This window comes from Xanthomonas sp. BRIP62409 (assembly GCF_003992965.1).
Taxonomy (GTDB): domain Bacteria; phylum Pseudomonadota; class Gammaproteobacteria; order Xanthomonadales; family Xanthomonadaceae; genus Xanthomonas; species Xanthomonas euroxanthea.
In genome coordinates, this window is the sequence record NZ_QEZJ01000004.1 from 16461 (window position 1) to 34772 (window position 18312).

Below are 18312 nucleotides of genomic sequence, written 5' to 3' on the forward strand. Positions count from 1 at the left end.
ACTCCACTCATCATGTGTCTCCCGCACCAGCGCGCGCGCGGTGCAGGATGCGTCGCAAGCCCTCGATCGGCACCATTAGCCAGCCAGGGCGGTTGGCGGCCTCGTAACGCACCTCGTAACAGGCCTTCTCCACCAGGAACAGCAAGGTGGCCGCATTGAACGCCGCCGGCGCGATCCACGGGTGCGTGCTGGCATCGAGCACGGCATGGTACGCATCCAGAAACGCCTGTGTGGAGCGGCGGCGGAACTGCACCAGGAACTCGTCCAGATGCGTGTCCACGCCAACGCCCGCGCGTGCGGCGGTGCCTTCCTCGCCACGTGCCGACACTTCGCTGGCGTAGTCGAGCGAGCGCAGGAAGCCGGCCACATCGCGCAGCGGGCTGGCCTTGGCGCGCCGTTCGGACAGCGGCTTGGCCGGCTCGCCTTCGAAGTCGATCAGCACCACATCGTCGAAGGCCACCAGGATCTGGCCCAGGTGGAAGTCGCCGTGCACGCGGGTCAGCAGGGAATCGGCCAGCACGCTCGGCGCCTGGGCGAGCAAGGCATCCAGCTGCGGGCGCTCGGCCAGCACCGCCTGCAGCGCTTCGCGTTCGGTGGCGTCATCGGTGCCGGCCAGACGCGCATTGACCGTCTCCCACATCTCCTCGACCTGGCGGGCGACGCCGGCCACCACATCGTTGGCAGTCGGCAGGTCGATGCGCTGCGGGGCGAAGTCGGCATCGTCGGTGTCGCGCGACAAGGCTTCGTGCAGCTCGGCCAGGCGCTTGCCGACCACCGCGGCGAAGGCGTCGTACCCGGCGATGGCTTCGGCGCGCGATTCGTCGGTCTGCGCGGTGGCGTACTCGTCGAAGCTGCGCGCCAGATGGTCCAGCGTCCAGCGCCAGGCATCGCCCTGGTTGCGAATGAAGCCCTGCAGCAGCGCGATCGTGGTGATGGTGCCCTGCGTGTCGATGCGGCTGACGCTGCCCAGCAAGGGCGCGGCATTGGCATAGCCCATCTCGGTCAGGCAACGGCCGATCTCGATCTCCGGGTTGGCACCATTGGCCACGTGCCGCAGCAGCTTGAACACCGCCTTGTCGGCAACCACCAGCGAGCTGTTGCTCTGCTCGGCCGACAGCCAGCGGATCTCCGGATCCTGCGGGATGTCCAGCGTGGCCAGCGCCGGGGTCGCCTCGAAGCGCACCTGGCCCTGCTGCGAGGCATCGTCGCCATCGCAGAAATCCAGCGCGGCGTTGTCGCGCAAGGCGTCGATCACCCCGCGTACCATCGGCTTGAGTGCGAAGGCATCGGTGAGATACCCCACCTCGCGGCCCTGGCGCACACGCGCCAGCGCCAGCTGCTCGGCCAGCGTGCTGGGGTGGTCGCGCTCCCACACGATGCCGATCGGCAGCATGTAGCTCTCGTGGCGGCCGTCTTCCAGCTCCACGTCCAGCTCCAGCAGGCTCATCGGCTCATCGCCAGGCAATGGCGTACGGCGCGAGATGCGCACGTGCTTCAGTGCCTGGTCCTTGGCCGAGAACCAGCGCCGTGCCGACAACCAGGCAGGCAGGATTTCCGCTTCCAGCGTGGACAGATGCGGCAGCAATGCGTTGCTTTCGTCGGTATCGCTGCGCAGCACCAGCGTGCGGTAATCCGGCAACGGCACCGGGCTGGGCACATGCCAATCCGGCAAGGTGCCTTCGCTGACCAGCTGGAACGCGTAGAAGCCGAACGGCGGCACCGTGAGCAGATAGGTCAGCCGGCCGACCGGCGGGAAGCTGCCGCCGCCGATGATGTCCACCGGCACGCGGCCCTCGAACTCGGACAGGTCCAGCTCCACCGCCTGCAGCGTGTGCGACAGGTTGGCCACGCACAGCACCGTCTCGTCCTGATAGCAACGCAGGTAGGCCAGCATGCGGCGGTTGCCCGGGTACAGGAAGCGCAGGGTGCCGCGGCCGAAGGCCTGGTAGCGCTTGCGCACGCTGAGCACGCGGCGGGTCCAGGTCAGCAGCGAATGCTGGTCGCGGATCTGCGCTTCCACATTGACGGCCTGGAAGCCGTACAGCGGGTCCATCACCGGCGGCAGCACCAGCTGTGCCGGGTCGGCGCGCGAGAAGCCGCCATTGCGGTCGATCGACCACTGCATCGGCGTGCGCACGCCATCGCGGTCGCCCAGATGGATGTTGTCGCCCATGCCGATCTCGTCGCCGTAGTACAGCACCGGCGTGCCGGGCATGGTCAGCAACAGGGAGGTCATCAATTCGATGCGGCGGCGGTCGCGCTCCAGCAGCGGCGCCAGCCGGCGCCGGATGCCCAGGTTGATACGCGCACGGCGATCGGCGGCATAGGTCTGCCACAGGTAATCGCGCTCCGAATCGGTGACCATTTCCAGCGTCAGCTCATCGTGGTTGCGCAGGAAGATCGCCCACTGGCAGCTCTCCGGAATTTCCGGGGTCTGGCGCATGATGTCGGTGATCGGGAAGCGGTCTTCGCGCGCGATCGCCATGTACATGCGCGGCATCAGCGGGAAATGGAACGCCATGTGGCATTCGTCGGCGTTCTGGCCGAAGTACTGCTGGGTGTCTTCCGGCCACATGTTGGCCTCGGCCAGCAGCATGCGGTCCGGGTATTCGGCATCCAGGGTGGCGCGGATCTTGCGCAGGATCGCGTGGGTTTCCGGCAGGTTCTCGTTGGAGGTGCCCGAGCGCTCGATCAGGTACGGCACCGCATCCAGGCGCAGGCCGTCCACGCCGCGATCCAGCCAGAAGCGCATCACCTCCAGCACCGCCTCCAGCACCGCGGGGTTGTCGAAGTTCAGGTCCGGCTGGTGCGAATAGAACCGGTGCCAGAAGTACTGCCCGGCCACCGGGTCCCAGGTCCAGTTGGACTTTTCGGTGTCGCAGAAGATGATCCGCGTGCCTTCGTATTCCTGGTCGGTGTCCGACCACACGTAGAAGTCACGCTCCGGCGAGCCGGCCGGCGCAGTGCGTGCGCGCTGGAACCACGGGTGCAGATCGGAGGTGTGGTTGATCACCAGCTCGGTGACGATGCGGATGCCGCGTGCATGCGCCTGCGCCACCAGCTGCTCGAAATCCTCGATGCTGCCGTAGTCCGGATGCACCGCCATGTATTCGGCGATGTCGTAGCCGTCGTCGCGGCGCGGGCTGGGGTAGAACGGCAGCAGCCAGATGGTGTCCACGCCGAGTTCGGCGATGTAATCCAGCTTGGAAATCAGGCCCGGGAAATCGCCGATGCCATCGTCATTGGAGTCGAAGAACGACTTGACGTGCACCTGGTAAATGATCGCGTCTTTGTACCAAAGCTGATCTGCCACCACCGCGGACTGTTCCGCGTCGGCTTGTAACGATGGGACTGCATTCATGCGACCTCTCCTGCGCGGATGCGCCATAACGCGAACGGCCGCGTCGCCTCTAAGCGGATGTGCTGATACTTGCCTTGCCACGTGAAGCGGTGGCCGTCCCACAGATCGTCCACCGCGACACTGGCGTGATCGGGCAGGCCCAACTCCCACAATGGAATTTCGATGTCCGCGTCCTGGCCCGCCTGCGGGTCCAGGTTGATCGCCACCAGCACCATGCTGCGGCTACGCGACAGGTAGCCGGCATCCAGGAACTTGCCGAAGTACAGCACCTGGTCGTTGTGCGCCTGGTAGAAGCGCGTGCCCAGGTGCGACTGCAGTTCCGGATGCATGCGGCGCAGCTGGTTGAAGCGGGTGATCTCATCGACGATGTCGCCGGGCGCACGCTCGGGCCAGGCACGCAGCTGGAACTTCTCCGAGTCCAGATACTCTTCTTTGCCCGGCGCCAGCGGCGTGGCCTCGCACAGCTCGAAGCCCTGGTACATGCCCCACAACCCCGACAGCGTCGTTGCCAGCGCGGCGCGGATCAGGTGGCCGTTGCGCCCGCTGTTCTGCAGAAACAGCGGATTGATGTCTGGCGTGTTGACGAAGAAATGCGGGCGGAAGCATTCGCGTGGCACGCCCTGGTTCAACTCTTCCACGTACTCCTGTAGCTCGTGCTTGTGGTTGCGCCAGGTGAAGTAGGTATAGGACTGCGAGAAGCCGCACTTGGCCAGCCGGTACATCATCTTCGGCCGGGTGAAGGCCTCCGACAGGAACACCACGTCCGGGCGGCGCCCGCGAATGTCGGCAATCAACCATTCCCAGAACGGGAACGGCTTGGTATGCGGGTTGTCGACGCGGAACAGCGTCACCCCCTCGTTGACCCAGAACAGCACCGCATCGCGCAGCGTGTTCCACAGGTCCGGCACCGCACCGCTGGCGTAGAAATCGACGTTGACGATGTCCTGGTATTTCTTCGGCGGGTTTTCCGCGTACGGAATCGAGCCATCCGCGCGCCAGGTGAACCAGTCCTTGTGCTCCTTCAACCACGGGTGATCCGGCGCGCACTGGATGGCGAAATCCAGCGCCACCTCCAGCCCATGTGCACGCGCGGCCTGGATCAGGCGGCGGAAACCGTCCAGCCCGCCGAGCTCGGCATGCACCTCGGTATGCCCGCCATCGCTGGCGCCGATTGCATACGGGCTGCCCGGCTCGCCATCGACCGCAGTGACCGAGTTGTTGCGGCCCTTGCGGTTGTTCAAGCCGATCGGGTGGATCGGCGGCATGTACAGCACGTCGAAGTTCATCGCGCGGATATGCGCCAGCCGCTTGATCACATCGTCGAAGGTGCCGTGCCGCTGCGGATCGCCGCTTTGCGAGCGCGGGAACAATTCGTACCAGCTGGCAAAGTGCGCCGCGCGCCGCTCCGACTCCACCCGGAAGGTCATCGGGGTTTCGGAGCGGAACGGCTTGTCGTCGGCCGCCGCCATCGCCTGTGCGGTATCCGGCTCCAGCACGATCGCCAGTTGCTGCAGCGGCTCGCTCTGCGCACCGATGCGGGTCAGGATGGCCTGCAGGCGCTCGGCCAAGGCACCGGTGCTGCGTGCGTGCGCAGCCTGCACCACGGCCACGGCTTCCTGCACATCCACCGGCAGCACCGTGTTGGCGGCGCGCTTCTTTTCCAGATCCGCATGCAAGGTGGCAAATACATCGCGCCAGCCTTCGACGCGGAATTCATAGGTGCCGATGCGCTCGAGCGGGAACTCCGCGCGCCAGCGATCGTTGCCCAGCGCACGCATCGGCGCACTGGCCCAGGTCTTGGCATCGGCCGGGCGCCACAGCACCGCCACCGCGATACGGTCGTGCCCGTCGCAGAACGCATCGGCTTCCACGCAGATGCGGTCGCCCACGGTGCGCTTGACCGGGAAACGGCCGTTATCGACCGACGGCGTCACCGACTCGATGCACACACGCGGCCAGGCGGCCGCGGTCTGCGCGCGTGGACGCATGCGCGGCACCGCCAGCACATGCCGTGCCGGCACGCTGCGGTACACCCGCACCTCGCCCGGCTCCAATGCTTCCAGCGTCGCGCCGGAAAGCGTGCTGCCGTCTTCGCCTACCAGCGCCTCGGCATCGCCAAGCAGGCGCAACAGGTCCGGCGCCGGGACCGGCACCACATGATCGGCATCGCCATTGATCAGCAGCAGCGACGGCAAACCGCCCAATGGCTCGATGGCCACCGCCGTCAGGCCGGTGCCCTCGCGCAGCAGCGGGCGCAAGCGCAGGCCGGCATTGCTGGGCGGCACGCCATCGCGCGCCCTGATCGACAACGGCAACGTCTCCAGCTGTGCCTCGTCCAGCAGCCATGCCCCGCCCAGGGCCTGGGCCAGCTGCCAGTGCTGCCCGGCAGCGGCCGCAGGCTTGCCTTCGGGCGCGCCCACCACCGCGACCACCTGCGACGCCAATGCGCGCAATGCGGTGTCTTCGTCGAAGAACCAGCTACCGCGGCCGTCCCACCAGGCAAGCGAGGAGAACGCCGCATCGAAGCCGGCACCGGCCAGCTGCTGCAGGGCCTCGATGCCCAGGCCCGGCGTCCAGGCTGCAAACACCACCTCGGGTGCCTGCGCATGCACGCGTGCGATCAGCTCGCGCCAGCGCTGCGCCGGCACCTGCTGCGGCTGCAACAGCCGGAAGCCGGCCACGCCTTGCGATGCCCACTCCAGCAGGCGCGCACTCCACCACTCCACCAGTGCCGCACCTTCCTGCGCATAGGTGAAGCGTGCCTCGGCCACTTCGGGCGTGGCACGCGGCTGGCGCGGGTCCGGCACCGCCGTGCTGCGCGCCCGGAACCACTGCGGGTTGTCGCGTACCACCGCACTGTCGCCACCCACTTCGTCCAGGCGCACGTCGAGCAGCAGCTTCACGCCGGCGCGGTGCGCGGCCTGCACCACCTCGCGCAGGCGCTGCGCGTCGGCCTCGCTGGCACCGGCCACCTCACTCAGCCGGCCCTGGGCGTCGCGCGCAAACGGCGGTGCGAGCACCACATGATCAAAGCCCGCCTCGCGCGCCGACCTGCAGCGCTGCTCCAGCCCGGCGTGGTCCCCGGTTGCCTCGTTGAGAACACAGATCCGCATGGCGCCCCCTCAGCCGACCACGGCGCATACGCGCGCCGTGACAAAGAAAGCGATGCAGGCCGACCCGCCCCGCACATCCGCCGGCGCTCGTTCACGACGCACCAGTCCAACTCCCGTCCGGATCGACCCATCTCCACCCGATCCCTGGTCGACCCTTCCTACCGTGACTGCACTCATGCGCAACTCCGCAACGATTCTTGACCCATGCAGTCAAGCACCCCGGCTGCGAATTTCATGTGTCGGTGGAATTGACGAAAATCAAACAAGCGCGGCAGTGTGAGGGCTCAGGCAGCGCTGACCAACGCCCAGGCGTTGTAGGCTAGGGCCTCGACCTGCAAGGAGCGCAAGGATGCGGAGCTACGTCATGGCGGCACTGCTAGCCATCGCCACGGTTGCAACGGCAAAGGAAACGCCGGTGATGTCGGATACCGTGGTCTGGTTTTTGACTAAACCAGACCACGTTTTTTGCTTGGCGGGAAATCGCGCAGTGCACCTGCAGGGCCCACCGTGAACGCGGCCAACTGAGCAAACAAGAACGAGGGGCAGACTGCGCTTTCCTGTGGACGAATGTACGAAGGCAGCGGATCCGCTTGCCATTGACCGATGTTTAGCAACCCAATGGCACAAAAAGGCATTGCGCCATCCACGTGGCGACCAGGGGTATGGTGGTACTCCCGCACATCTCAGAAGCAAGTTTCTGAGTTAGCGGGTGATAACCATCAAAGTCTGTAACCCCATTTCCCGATAATGGCTTCCAAGATGGCCTGATTCGGGACGCTCGCGCCGGGACAAGTCATCAGATACGCCCGGCGTGCCGCCGCCGTGGCTGGCGAGTCGAAGTGCGGGTCCCACACCTGGATGGCGTGGAAGACGCCAATTGGTGCTGCACATTCGGCAGTCGGAGCGCCGAAGCCGGTCTTGCTGGCCATGCAAAGAAAGACCGAGCAAGGATCTGGCGCCTGGGCGCGAGCCGGGGCGCTCAGGCCGAGGCCTAAAGCCGCAGCCAGCGCGAAAGTGGCAGCAGTGGTGCGTGGCTTCATAATGAATACCTCCCTGGTAGTAGTTGAAATGACGTGCTTGTCTCTGGGCGACTTGCGTTAAGCATGGCTCTGCGAGACAGCTCCGGCACCGCTTGCGACGGTGGCGGCTGAGCCACCTGATGTTCCGTCTTCGCCAGAACGGCGGTGGTCAGGTTATCACGTGGACCGCAAGCGGCGTAGGCTTAAGCATGGCCAGCTGGCCGCCCAAGGTGCGCTGGTAGTCAGTCCAGTCCCATGGCGCGGGGGGATAAACGCCTGCGTCATCCATTGCACATCCTGTGGCCACGCCTTCAGAGAAGCCGAGTTGCTTAAGACAGCGCCCGCGGAGGGACAGCGCGGGGATGCACGGTTGCTTGCGGGTACTGGCCGTCGCCAATTTTGCTGGTTGATAGCACCGCAGCGTATTTGACGTCATTGCAAAGCTGCGATGACACTGGGTGCTGAAGCAATCACGTTCAGTGGATGCGTGAGAGGAGATCACGTTGATGGGATTCATGGTCGCCGCAGGTGAGTACATCGGCAATCCTGGGGCCAGGTGGCAAGGCGCAACAAACAGACCAGTACATTGTCGTGTGCATTTAGCCTGCACAGGTATCCCGGCTGGGGCAATACTCAAGATCGATGTGACTATATGAGCATTCAAACAAGAACCACCAATGCATTCGCGCTCCGCTCTTTCCTGTCGCTTGTTGGTGGAGTGGTCTTGTTTCAAGTCGGAAACGCGCTGGGCAAGGGCTCCTCCTATCAGGTCAACTGGTACTTCATTGCCCTTTGTGCGGTCTATGCATTAATTCCGATCGCCATTCTTCGGGCCATCCGGCGGCGCCCCAATTTTTCCAGGCGTCTGTATTCGATAATTCTTAGCGTGCTGGCGCTGTTGGCAGTTGTGGGAGGAATCGCTGTTTCCCTGATTCCCTTTTCGGGTCCCTGAAGCTCGGAAACGGCGACATCGCTCCCTTGCCGCTTGCAAACCAGGCGTGGCAGACCAGCGGCCTGCCACGCCCACGCTTACATCGTCTTCTTGATGGCTTCCGCCTTCGCCAGGTGCTGCTCGACGTGCGTCTTGGTCTCGGTCAGGTGCTGCTTGACCGGCTCGGTCGACGCCACCGTCATCATCTGCGTCTGGATCAACTGCAGCGCGTCCTTGTGCCCGGCGATCATTGCATCGATGTAGGCCGCCGCGTAGTCCTTGCCGGACTTCTGCCCCAGCGTGGACAGGTCCTGCTCGCCCTTGCTCTCCAGCTTCTTGACGTCCGGGGTTTCGGCCAACGTCCCCAGCGCCTTGGTCTTTTCCAGGTTCTCGGTGTGTTCCTTCTCCATCATCTTCGCGTACTCGAGCACCGCGCCGGTGACCTTCTTGTCCTGCGCCTGCTTCGCTGCGGCGATCTCGTGGTTGTTCACCGCCCCGAGCAGGCCCAGGGCGATGTCGTCTCCGGAGCTCGCGCGTGCCGCGCCTTCCGGCGCCGGGCTGGCTTCGCCGACAGGCGGCGTGGTCGGGGTCGCCGCGCCACCGGTCGGCGTCGGCTCGGTGGACGCGGCAGGCGCTGCGGCCTCCTTGTCGGCATCAGGCTTGCAGCCAGCGAGCGCCAGCGCCGCGACCATGGACAGGACCAACAGTGATTGTTTCATGCTCCACTCCCTTTCGATTGAAGACAGCAGCATCGCGCTCCCCAGGTGAAGAGGGCTCATACACGTCCACTGGTTGAATCAGACACAAGCGTGGGCTGCAGGGCGAAGACATAACGCCGCACCATGCACCGCACTGCACGCGGCGGCCCGCGCTTGCGCACGGGCGTGGAACTGCACGTGGGTCAGCGCGGCTGGGCATGCGTGGCGTGTGGTGACACTTTCCTGCTGAAAGACGGCCCGGTTTGCCGCACACTACTGCGCCACATTTGGAGTGATTGCCATGCATAAGGCCTGGATGCTTGCCCTGTTGGGCGTTTCGCCGTTGGTCCACGCCGCACCTGCCGGCGACGATGCCACCTGCCGCAACGGGTTGTTCACCAGCGCGCCGGTGGCGTTCTCCCTCGGCAAGGTCATCCCGCCGCGCCTGTACCTGCTCAAGGACACCGATGGCTGCCCGGACACGGGCGGGGCCGCATGCCAGGAGCGCGCCTACGTGGTCAAGAACGATATCGTCCTGACGGCGCAGCGCCGCAATGCCTATGTCTGCGTGCTCTATCCCAACAAGGGCGGCGGCACCGCCGGTTGGGTCGCACAGTCCAGCCTGCAGATGCAACCAAGCGCGGCCACGCCCACGCCGCAGGCGTGGAACGGCCACTGGCACTATGGCGACAACACGCTGCAATTGACCACCAACGCAGACGGCAGCATCACCGTCAACGGCGATGCGTACTGGCCCAGTGCCTATCCCGACCCGGAACAGACGCCGGGCGGTCCGCACACGGGTTCGGTCACCGCGCGCGGCTATCCAGAAGGCAACCGCGTCGAGGTCAACGAGAACACCTGCAAGGTACGCCTGCAGTTGCTGGGCGACATGCTGCTGGCCGACGACAACCTGGAATGCGGCGGAATGAACGTGTCTTTCGGTGGGGTGTATCGAAAGAAGCCATAGCAAGCGCAGGCACCCTGTGCGCCGCACTCCCGCAGAGGAAGGCGCACACCTGGTTGCGCGACCTCCAACCACTGGCCCATCCTCAACGCAGGCCCAAGCGCCCCCGCTCAACGGAAGCAGGCACGCCATCACTATCACTACGGCATAAAAGCCGATGCGAGGTGGCGCTGTGCTGTTTCCGTTGGCCTGCACCGGCCAGAACGGATGCGGCTCGCTCGACCCCGCAATCGGCCAATGCTCGGAAGCAGCAGGAAGCACCAGATCACCTGGCCAGCGGTGGCGCACCACGTGGACCGGCGTCATCTATCATTGCCGATTGCTGTTTTGAAGGAATTGCGTTGAGACGTCCCGCCCCACGCCCGCTGCGCGCACTTCTGTTTCTTTCCGTGGCGTTGCTTGCCGCTTGCAGCACGAACACCACCACCAACACGCCGCCGCCATCGGTGGACACTACCGCCAACGCAAATTACTGCATCGGGCGGCTTGCCGTGACGTCCAATGTGCCCCTGCACTTTCTGGGAAGTTCCGCGCAGTTTTACTGGGGCGACATCGACAGCTACCGCGAAGACGCAACCAGCTATGCGCAGCGCCTGCTGGCCGCGCAAGCACCGGCCAGCGATGGCCGGGTGCGCCAACTGATCAAGCCTGTGGAAACGCTGGCACAGGACGATGGCAGGGGTCATCGTCGTACACGCGGAAGACGCGCTGCCGCTCGACCCGAATGTGGTGCAGGTCACCGGCTTCGCCCATCGCGACGGCACGACCTTTCGCTTCCAGAAGACGGCCATCAGCCGCCTGCAGGACATCACCGAACGGCGCACCAAGGACATCCTGGCATCGATCACCAGCAGTGCAGCGCCGTTCCCGCCAGCGGTGCAATCCCGGCAGGGGTTTTGCGTCATGCACGGCACTGTTAATCTGGCACCTGGGTACGACTGGCACGAAGCCTCCAGGGTCGAGGGAGAATTCACCCTGCAGGGAGCGCGCTACCGTTTCAGCCTGCGTTCGCGCTACCTGCGCTCGCTGTCGTTGAACGCGCAGGAAGTGACAAACCAGCGCGACCTGCTACTGGCACTGGCGGGTGCCGTCCCGAACTCCAGCCTCGCGCCGATCAGTGAACTGCCGGTCGCCGCCAGCAACCCATCGCAAGCCAGTGCCCGCCTGCTCGAGATGACGACAGCCGATGGCAAGCACCAGGTCTACGAGTGGCACCTCCCGGCCGCCAGTACGGCACCCGGTACGCCAGCAACGTTTCTCTACATCTGGCCAGCGTCCGGGCAAGCGTCAGCGCAGGACCAAGCCAATTTCGGGCGCTGGGTTGTGGCCCATCCGCAGCAGACCACACCGCTGTTGCAGATACAGCAACTCGCCAGCAGCGGTGGACAGCAGCACTCGACGCCAGCAGGAGAAGAGAGCAGGCTGGTGTACCGGATGCAGCTGCATTACCACAGCGACCAGGCTGCCGGCGGGCGCCATTATATGATCTACAAGGATGGCCAGAAGGTCGATGATGGATTCAGCGATGCCCACGGTTTTACCAAGGCGCATAACGCGGATTACGACCAGGTATGGACAACCGAGGTGCTCAATAAATGAGTCCCTGCTTCGCTGCACCGAAAACCGCGCCATTAGTGCCAAAACCACGCACATTGACAGCTTCATCAACTGGATCAAGACCGGACACGCCAAACAGAGATTGAGCGAATATAGCGCCCTGCGGGGCCCTGAGGGGTTCAACGCAATCGTCAACGGCAGCGTCCGCGCATTCGGTTTTTAGCACACTGACAAAGTCGTTTGGAGTCATCTCTGGTGCGTCCGTTCTTATCTCTCGCCGCAGCCAAATCCCAAGACCTGCAATACGTGCAGGCGCTCAGCGTATCCAACCAATGGTCTGATCGATGTAGCACCTTCCCCGCATAATCAGGTGCCCCCGCATTACTTCCGTCTCGAACTCATGAACGGTTTCGCCGGGCTTCATCGCGCGCAGTAGTCCAGCTTCCTCCAGACTGTGCAGACCTAGCGCCGCAGCTGCCGCTGGAGGAGCAAGCGCTCGCCCCATCTTCTTGATGCCTGCAGGTAGCGGCTTACAGATGCCAGGTGTAACCAGAGGCGGCCGATGGGTCACAAGCACTACGCAACCGGCCACTACGCCTGCGAGTGCAATTAGCCAGAGCAGGAAACGAATCGGGTTTGGTCTGTATGCCATAACTCTCTATTGTCCCTGATCGACGCAGAAAGCCATGAAGTCCTCGCCCCTTTTGCCTACCAGGGAACCTGCAATCTGCTGTATGGAGACGACAAAGCTCTCTCCTCACCGCAAGTACAGCAAATCTCGATTCACCCCTACTTACGATGCGCCAATGACGTAGGACGCGATGACAGGCGAGCATGGTGTGATAGCTGGGACGTAGGCACTGCAATGAGGCAACTCCTACCTGAGCGAGTTGTCAGGCGCTCCGTTGATGCTTCCCAGCAAGAAAAGCAATTGCCTCCGGATCCTGGCTAGTGATGTGATCCGTGATGTGAAACACCTCCTTGCACCACGGATGCGTCAGCGCCTGGGCCCGGTCGAGCACGGCCCCAAGAAATGTTGCTTTGGACCATGGCGACTCTGCGGCATCGGTGAGCCCGACGTTATAGATTCCCTCGGTGGCCCAGAGGCGGAACGGAAATGCAAGGCGATCTGCTGACGAGGCCGATTCACCCCACTCGCCGAGGCTGATCAAACCGCTCATATGCTCCGGTTCGTGCCCGGGGGTGTACTGAAGGTAGTAAACAGCGTGCGCGTTACCGTCATCTGTAACGAAACGCGTGAGGCGAATGGTCTCTTTCCCGCAACACTCGCAGTAGGAAACGCTTGGTGGCTCGAACTCGATTGCGATCATGTATTTTTGGCGCCTGACATCAGAGGTATGTCGCCCCGCACAGTGGCGACGGAAGGCTTCTGCGTTCGATAACATTGGCGCTGGAACCTCAAAGAACGCACTTTCAGGAATCGCAGCCCGATCGCGCCAACTGCCGGCCGAATCAGGCACGCGCTCCAGCCAAGCTTGGGGACGGCAGCGGTGGCAGAAGGCGATAGGAATATCAATAAAAGTGTCGCCAGATACGTCATGAAGGACGAGCTCCTGAATTGAACCGCGTCGCGAGGCGGGTTCGGCTTGAATGAATTGTCAGTCTTTCCAAGACAGGAGACCAGCAGCGATAAGCTTGAGACGCATCATGGCCTCCTCGGTGCCGAGCCTGCCGGCCTTGCCATAGCTGGCATGAGTCGCAGGGGCTTCGGGATGGAGATGAGCCAGAACGGTCTCGGCCAGTGCGCGATGTGGAGCTATGCGGGCTGCCAGCCGGCCTAGCAGCGCCTGGCCCGTAGCGTCGGACTCATGCCCGTCCAGCGCGTATGCCCAGTAAAAGTTGTCGTACGCTGCACAGAAAGCTTCGAACGACAACGCACCGGCAGCACACTGCCGCACCAACCCATCGTGGTGGTCGAGCGCGAGAACAAGTTCCGGCTCTGATGGGTAAGTGGCCATATGCTCCAAAGGACCTAATGCGCGCGTCACCTCGCCGTCGCCGTGGAGGCAGTGCCGCTCACGTTACTTGCCATGCGACCGCCTGGATAGCGCCTCCAGCGCCTGTAGGTCATGCGTAGTCTCCAGTGGTGCGGTCCTTGAGCAACTGCCCAGCATAAGAGGCTGGGAACCGCTCGCGTATACCAACAGATCGGAGCCCAAGAGTGGAACGAACCCATCACTGACAAAATTGATTGAATCTTCCGCGGTTGCCTGGACACGATCTCCTGGCTTCAGCTGACCTTTCCAGACCTTCAGCACGCGAAGCTCGACGAACTGCACAGCATCACGACCAAAACCGGGTGCCGCATAGCTCCTCTCGACATGCGCAGAGACCACGTGCTGAGCAGAGGAGTAGGCCTGCGCCGTGGATTGCTGCCTACCGCATGAGATGGCCATGGCAGGCGCAGTGACGGCGAGGCAAGCAGTGAGAACGGCGACTTTCAGCATGCTGCCCACCCGTTGAATAGATCTATGCCACGCCTGGATAGTTTAGCGCTCAACAAGCGTGAGCTCATCGCCGACCGTGGCGAATGGCTGGCCCAGCTGGAGCGCCCCACGCGCATCACGCGAGTGCGTTACGAAGACCTCGACTGTCTCGCCCGATACGTGCGCCAATCGCGTACAGATTGCATCCGTCTTGTCCTCTTGACCGGGTGGCACCACAGACATCTCCATGCAGATGCAGGCGGCCCGGATGGCGCCAAGACGGGCAGATTGCGAGAAGGACGCTTGAAGCAGCTCAACCATCTCCGCCGATACGGAACGTTCAACCCCAAGGTCACCAGCCACCTGAGCAATTGTCCCATCTGGACGCATCAAGACACCGAATGGAATGAACTCGCCATGTGCCAGCAGCATGTACTCGGCGAATCCACGCGCCTCGTTATAGAGGGCATTCAGATCTTCGGAAGCCACACTACAGTCCTGGTCCTGCCTGCTACGGGAATGCGGCAACGCGAATGCCTGGCAATACGTTGGTCGCTGTCGATTGCTAGCGGTGATCGAATCCATCGCCTGACAGTCTGCATCCGCCTCGTCGACGACCACCCAGCGGCCCTGGATGAAGGATTGTCAGTTGCCACTCGCGGCCTGGCCTAGTACCGGCTGGGCTGCACGGAACTCCGCACTGGACCGGGGGTGCCAGGGAAACAGACCGGACTTGGACGGCCACACAATCTGGTAAAGCGGAAAGTCGTCCCCCTGATAGTACCAGCGCGCAAAACCCACATGATCGTAATACTCCAACGATGGGACTTCGGCAAAACAGCAGGAATAGTGATTGATGAGGGCATCTGTTGGGTGTGACAGGTCGAGCGGTGCTCCGGCTCGCGCCGCATCCGCAACGATCGAGAGGATCTGGTGCGATACCCTTGAGGACAAGCCGAAGATGATCAATTCCGGGTGCCCAAATGTCTGGTACAGGCCAACGGTAAAGGAGTACCCGACCTGCTCGCCCTCCTCCGTGATGTGGATGCAATGCCATCCATATTCGGCAACGTCATCAAGTAGCTGCCGCTCACTTTCGTCTACACCAACACTGCGAACCATGCTTTGTGCCTGACTGCGACCCGACCGCCAAAGTGTACGGCACTATCCTCGCCGAGCGGATAAGTAAGGTCAATCTGGAATTCGCCTGCACAGCCCGCCGGATACACAGGGGAACGACGCACGCTCGCTGGTGCAGCGTGGCGTGGTACCTCGACTGGCACCAGGCCTGGTCTTTGAGCAGGTTCTGGTTACCCGCCTTTCGGAATCCGCTACGCTCAAACCCCAATACGTGGACACGAGACAGGCAATGAAGCTGACAGCCGCGCAAATCCTTTCGACGCCTGGCGAAATCGAAGAGAACATCAGCAAGCACCTCGATGTCATCCGCCTGGCTGCGAGCAAGGGTGCCGATGTGCTGGTCTTTCCCGAGCTTTCCCTCACTGGTTACGAACCCGGATTGGCGCAGGCGCTGGCGGTGCACCCGACTGATCAGCGCTTTGATCAATTTCAGCTGGCAAGTGACCGGTACGGCATGCTCATCGCCGTTGGCGCGCCCACGAAGGGGGCAAAGGGCACCGAAATCAGCATGCTCTGCTTCCAACCGGGGCTGGAGCGCACAAGCTACTCCAAACAGCAGTTACACCCCGACGAGTTCCCGTTCTTTACCGCCGGTACCGAGCAGCTTGTTCTCAGACACGCAGATCAGCTGCTGGCGCCTGCCATTTGCTACGAATCACTGCAGGCGAGCCATGCGGAACAAGCTGCAGCGTCAGGTGCTGGCGTGTATCTGGCAAGCGTGGCCAAGTCGGAAAGAGGCGTGACATCGGCCTACAGTCATTATCCGACGATTGCAAAAACGCATTCCATGACTGTCTTGATGGCGAACTGTGTAGGCCCCGCCGACACCTTCCTAGGAGCGGGTCAGTCTGCCATCTGGAGCAGTGACGGTGACCTCGTTTGCAGCGCTGATGCCTTCCAGGAGGCATTAGTGGCGTACGACACAAGGAATGGAAAAGCGAGCGTCTTTAGACTGCCTTGAGGTCAGGCCAAGACCAACGACAGGCGGCCCTACCTATGCGGTGACACTCGGCAATCCCAATTGCCCGCTGCGTCGGCAGCTGCGCGAAGGACATCCGCGGAGGCGGGCTCGGCTTGAACGTATTGTCAGGAAGCAACGACCTGCGGGGTATAAGCGCTTCGCGCTGTTGAGTGCATCAGCCAACGTCCCTACCTCGGACAGTAGCCTGCCGATATCCTGCTCGGGATCGGCGTAGAAATAATGGCAGAAGGCGGGCACAACCATTTATAGCGCGTGTGAGAGCGAGCTCGATAAGACGCGGGGAACAGGGCTTGCATGCTCTGTTGCGCACCTTACGTGCGCCATTAGGATGAACCCATGCGACTGCAGTTCTGCTTGCTTGCGTTTGCGATGACATTTGCGCCACACGCGCTTGCCAAAGGACCTTCTACAGCGTTGTCTGATGCCAGCATCAAGACGCTGCTGATTCAACAATCGATCGATGCCTATCCCGGCAACTGCCCCTGCCCGTACAACGCGGCACGCAATGGCAGCAGCTGCGGCGGTAGAAGCGCATATAGCCGTGGCGGTGGCTACGCCCCGTTGTGCTACCCAAAGGACGTGAGCAAGGCAATGATCGCCGACTACCGAGCTGGAGCGCAGTGAATCCGACGGCCCAAGCTGGCCACACCATTCGGGCCAAATGGCTCTCACGTCGTTCGTCTTCAGCGGCCCTGCATAAACCATCAAGTAGTTACGAGGAAACATCCATGAAAAAGGCAAAGATCGTTTTGGCGATCGTGGTAGCACTGGCCTCCGCTTCAGTGTGCGCGCAGACCCGTGTCAATGGTTACCACCGCGCTGACGGCACTTATGTGCAACCTCACTATCGCAGTGAGGCCAACAGCACAACGCTCGACAATTATTCGACACGTGGGAATGTGAATCCATACACCGGAAAACTTGGAACCGTCGATCCGTATAAAGAACAGAACACGTATCGCCAGCCAGCACCACAGCAAACCTACGAGCCATCCAGGGCTGACGCCGTCAATCCTTATGGATCCGGTTACTGATGCATCGAACCCTGCCTCGGCAGGGTTTTTTGTCTGCATCGATGTTTGCTGGCCGTAGCGCACCGGCACGCGTGTACAACACCGCGAGGGTGCATCCTGATGTTCTCATCCGGTAGACAACACACCCTGGGCGCATCACTGCACAGCGGCCCGGCACGCGGCCAGTGCGCGGCTGATGTGCTTTTCCACCATCTTGATCGAGATGCCCATGGCTGCGGCCACTTGCGGGTAGGTGAGGCCGTCGATGCGGCTGAGGATGAAGGCCTGGCGGCATCTGGGCGGCAGCGCGGGCAACGTGTGGGTGTGCAGGTGCTGCAGGATGCGGCGGGCGTCGGCAATCTGGTCGACTTGGCGCCGTCTGCGGCCAGTGGTGCGATCAGGTCCAGTGCGACCTGGGCGTTGGCGTGGCGGCGGTGGCGCGTGCGCCAATGCTCCAGCACCACGTTGTGCGCGATGCGGTACATCAGCAGTGCGTAGTCGCCGATGTCGGGCGCGTCGCGGTAGGCCAGCAGGCGGAGCAGCGTTTCCTGGGTGAGGTCGTTGGCGGTGTCGCGGTCACGCAGGCGCCGGCGCATGTAGGCGAGCAGGTCGGCATGCAACAGGCCGATGGCCTGGTCGAAACGCGCCCTGCCCGCTGCCGGCTCCTCGCGTACGCGCCAACGCGTGGTGTGGCGTACGCGGGTGTAGCCGCGCATAACTGCGGCGCGCGGATGTGCAACGTACGGCGTGCGTGTATTGGCGGTTGTGCCTGAGTCGCTGCGCCGATGCCAGGCGGTACAGGTATTGGTTGCGCGTTCGGCTGGCAGCGGCATCGATGTGCTGCCGAAGCGCGGGAATGTGCCGAGGGTGCCGGCCAGGGTGTCATTCACCATGCGGGTTCTCCAACTGCGGGGTGCACGCGCGGAGCGCGGGGTGCGGCGGGTTGGTCACTCTGCAGGTGCCACGGTGACGACCAGCTCGCCGTTGCGCATGCGGATGTGGAGTTTGCTGCCGATGGTGAAGCCGAGTTGTTCCAGCCAGCGGCCGCGTAGGCGCAGCGTGGGGATGCGTTGGTGGCTGTCGG

17 protein-coding genes and 1 pseudogene are annotated in these 18312 nt (G+C 63.0%); 6 read left to right on the forward strand and 12 right to left on the reverse strand.

Going from position 1 to position 18312, the window contains the following annotated elements; translation table 11 throughout:
* Positions 1 to 10: 10 nt before the first annotated feature.
* The 3 genes from treS to EO170_RS00110 all read right to left on the reverse strand — a co-directional run bounded on the left by treS (position 11) and on the right by EO170_RS00110 (position 7514).
* Positions 11 to 3361: a maltose alpha-D-glucosyltransferase gene (treS, locus tag EO170_RS00100; RefSeq protein WP_126941651.1), complete on the reverse strand. Its 3351-nt coding sequence runs from the start codon at positions 3359 to 3361 to the stop codon at positions 11 to 13.
* Complete coding sequence (locus EO170_RS00105) at positions 3358 to 6474, reverse strand: maltotransferase domain-containing protein (protein ID WP_126941653.1); 3117 nt, start codon at positions 6472 to 6474, stop codon at positions 3358 to 3360. Before EO170_RS00105 ends, treS begins: the two co-directional genes overlap by 4 nt.
* 719 nt (positions 6475 to 7193) lie before the next feature.
* Positions 7194 to 7514 carry a hypothetical protein gene (locus EO170_RS00110; RefSeq protein ID WP_126941655.1) on the reverse strand — a complete coding sequence of 107 codons (321 nt, stop codon included), beginning with the start codon at positions 7512 to 7514 and terminating at the stop codon, positions 7194 to 7196.
* A gap of 631 nt (positions 7515 to 8145) precedes the next feature.
* On the opposite strand from EO170_RS00110, the gene EO170_RS00115 reads away from it, so the two are divergent.
* Entirely contained in the window at positions 8146 to 8445 is a 300-nt protein-coding gene (locus tag EO170_RS00115; RefSeq protein WP_126941657.1) for a hypothetical protein, read from the forward strand.
* A 77-nt stretch (positions 8446 to 8522) separates the two neighbouring features.
* Here EO170_RS00115 and EO170_RS00120 read toward each other — a convergent pair whose 3' ends face one another.
* Positions 8523 to 9143, reverse strand: a complete 621-nt coding sequence (locus tag EO170_RS00120; RefSeq protein WP_115675586.1) for a DUF4142 domain-containing protein — start codon at positions 9141 to 9143, stop codon at positions 8523 to 8525.
* A 280-nt stretch (positions 9144 to 9423) separates the two neighbouring features.
* Here EO170_RS00120 and EO170_RS00125 point away from each other — a divergent pair, with 280 nt between their 5' ends.
* Positions 9424 to 10092, forward strand: a complete 669-nt coding sequence (locus EO170_RS00125; protein WP_115675585.1) for a hypothetical protein — start codon at positions 9424 to 9426, stop codon at positions 10090 to 10092.
* 669 nt (positions 10093 to 10761) lie between these two features.
* Positions 10762 to 11688, forward strand: a complete 927-nt coding sequence (locus tag EO170_RS00130) for a hypothetical protein (protein ID WP_241239361.1) — start codon at positions 10762 to 10764, stop codon at positions 11686 to 11688.
* Here EO170_RS00130 and EO170_RS00135 read toward each other — a convergent pair.
* The 5 genes from EO170_RS00135 to EO170_RS00155 all read right to left on the reverse strand — a co-directional run bounded on the left by EO170_RS00135 (position 11678) and on the right by EO170_RS00155 (position 15215).
* Positions 11678 to 11896 carry a hypothetical protein gene (locus tag EO170_RS00135; RefSeq protein WP_126941659.1) on the reverse strand — a complete coding sequence of 73 codons (219 nt, stop codon included), beginning with the start codon at positions 11894 to 11896 and terminating at the stop codon, positions 11678 to 11680. The genes EO170_RS00130 and EO170_RS00135 overlap by 11 nt on opposite strands.
* A 643-nt stretch (positions 11897 to 12539) precedes the next feature.
* Positions 12540 to 12977, reverse strand: a complete 438-nt coding sequence (locus EO170_RS00140; RefSeq protein ID WP_126941661.1) for a hypothetical protein — start codon at positions 12975 to 12977, stop codon at positions 12540 to 12542.
* 288 nt (positions 12978 to 13265) lie between these two features.
* Positions 13266 to 13625, reverse strand: a complete 360-nt coding sequence (locus EO170_RS00145; protein ID WP_119130088.1) for a hypothetical protein — start codon at positions 13623 to 13625, stop codon at positions 13266 to 13268.
* 531 nt (positions 13626 to 14156) lie between these two features.
* Positions 14157 to 14582, reverse strand: a complete 426-nt coding sequence (locus EO170_RS00150; protein ID WP_126941663.1) for a hypothetical protein — start codon at positions 14580 to 14582, stop codon at positions 14157 to 14159.
* Positions 14583 to 14738: 156 nt separating this feature from the next.
* A complete protein-coding gene (locus tag EO170_RS00155; protein WP_126941665.1) occupies positions 14739 to 15215 on the reverse strand; it encodes a DUF4262 domain-containing protein in 477 nt (158 codons plus the stop codon).
* 247 nt (positions 15216 to 15462) lie between these two features.
* Here EO170_RS00155 and EO170_RS00160 point away from each other — a divergent pair, with 247 nt between their 5' ends.
* The 3 genes from EO170_RS00160 to EO170_RS00175 all read left to right on the forward strand — a co-directional run bounded on the left by EO170_RS00160 (position 15463) and on the right by EO170_RS00175 (position 17249).
* Complete coding sequence (locus EO170_RS00160) at positions 15463 to 16194, forward strand: carbon-nitrogen hydrolase family protein (RefSeq protein WP_206513952.1); 732 nt, start codon at positions 15463 to 15465, stop codon at positions 16192 to 16194.
* A gap of 357 nt (positions 16195 to 16551) precedes the next feature.
* Positions 16552 to 16839 carry a hypothetical protein gene (locus EO170_RS00170; RefSeq protein WP_206513953.1) on the forward strand — a complete coding sequence of 96 codons (288 nt, stop codon included), beginning with the start codon at positions 16552 to 16554 and terminating at the stop codon, positions 16837 to 16839.
* Positions 16840 to 16943: 104 nt separating this feature from the next.
* On the forward strand, positions 16944 to 17249 hold the full coding sequence (locus tag EO170_RS00175) for a hypothetical protein (protein ID WP_206513954.1): 306 nt from the start codon (positions 16944 to 16946) through the stop codon (positions 17247 to 17249).
* Positions 17250 to 17384: 135 nt separating this feature from the next.
* Here EO170_RS00175 and EO170_RS21900 read toward each other — a convergent pair whose 3' ends face one another.
* The 3 genes and pseudogenes from EO170_RS21900 to EO170_RS00185 form a co-directional block, all read right to left on the reverse strand.
* Positions 17385 to 17678 (reverse strand): sigma factor-like helix-turn-helix DNA-binding protein, encoded by a 294-nt coding sequence (locus tag EO170_RS21900; protein WP_343134518.1) that lies wholly within the window; start codon positions 17676 to 17678, stop codon positions 17385 to 17387.
* Between the two features lie 41 nt (positions 17679 to 17719).
* A pseudogene (locus EO170_RS21905) lies at positions 17720 to 18121 on the reverse strand (hypothetical protein); the annotation flags it as partial.
* Positions 18122 to 18175: 54 nt separating this feature from the next.
* A partial coding sequence (locus tag EO170_RS00185) for a SymE family type I addiction module toxin (RefSeq protein WP_164740846.1) occupies positions 18176 to 18312 on the reverse strand: 137 nt, incomplete at its 5' end.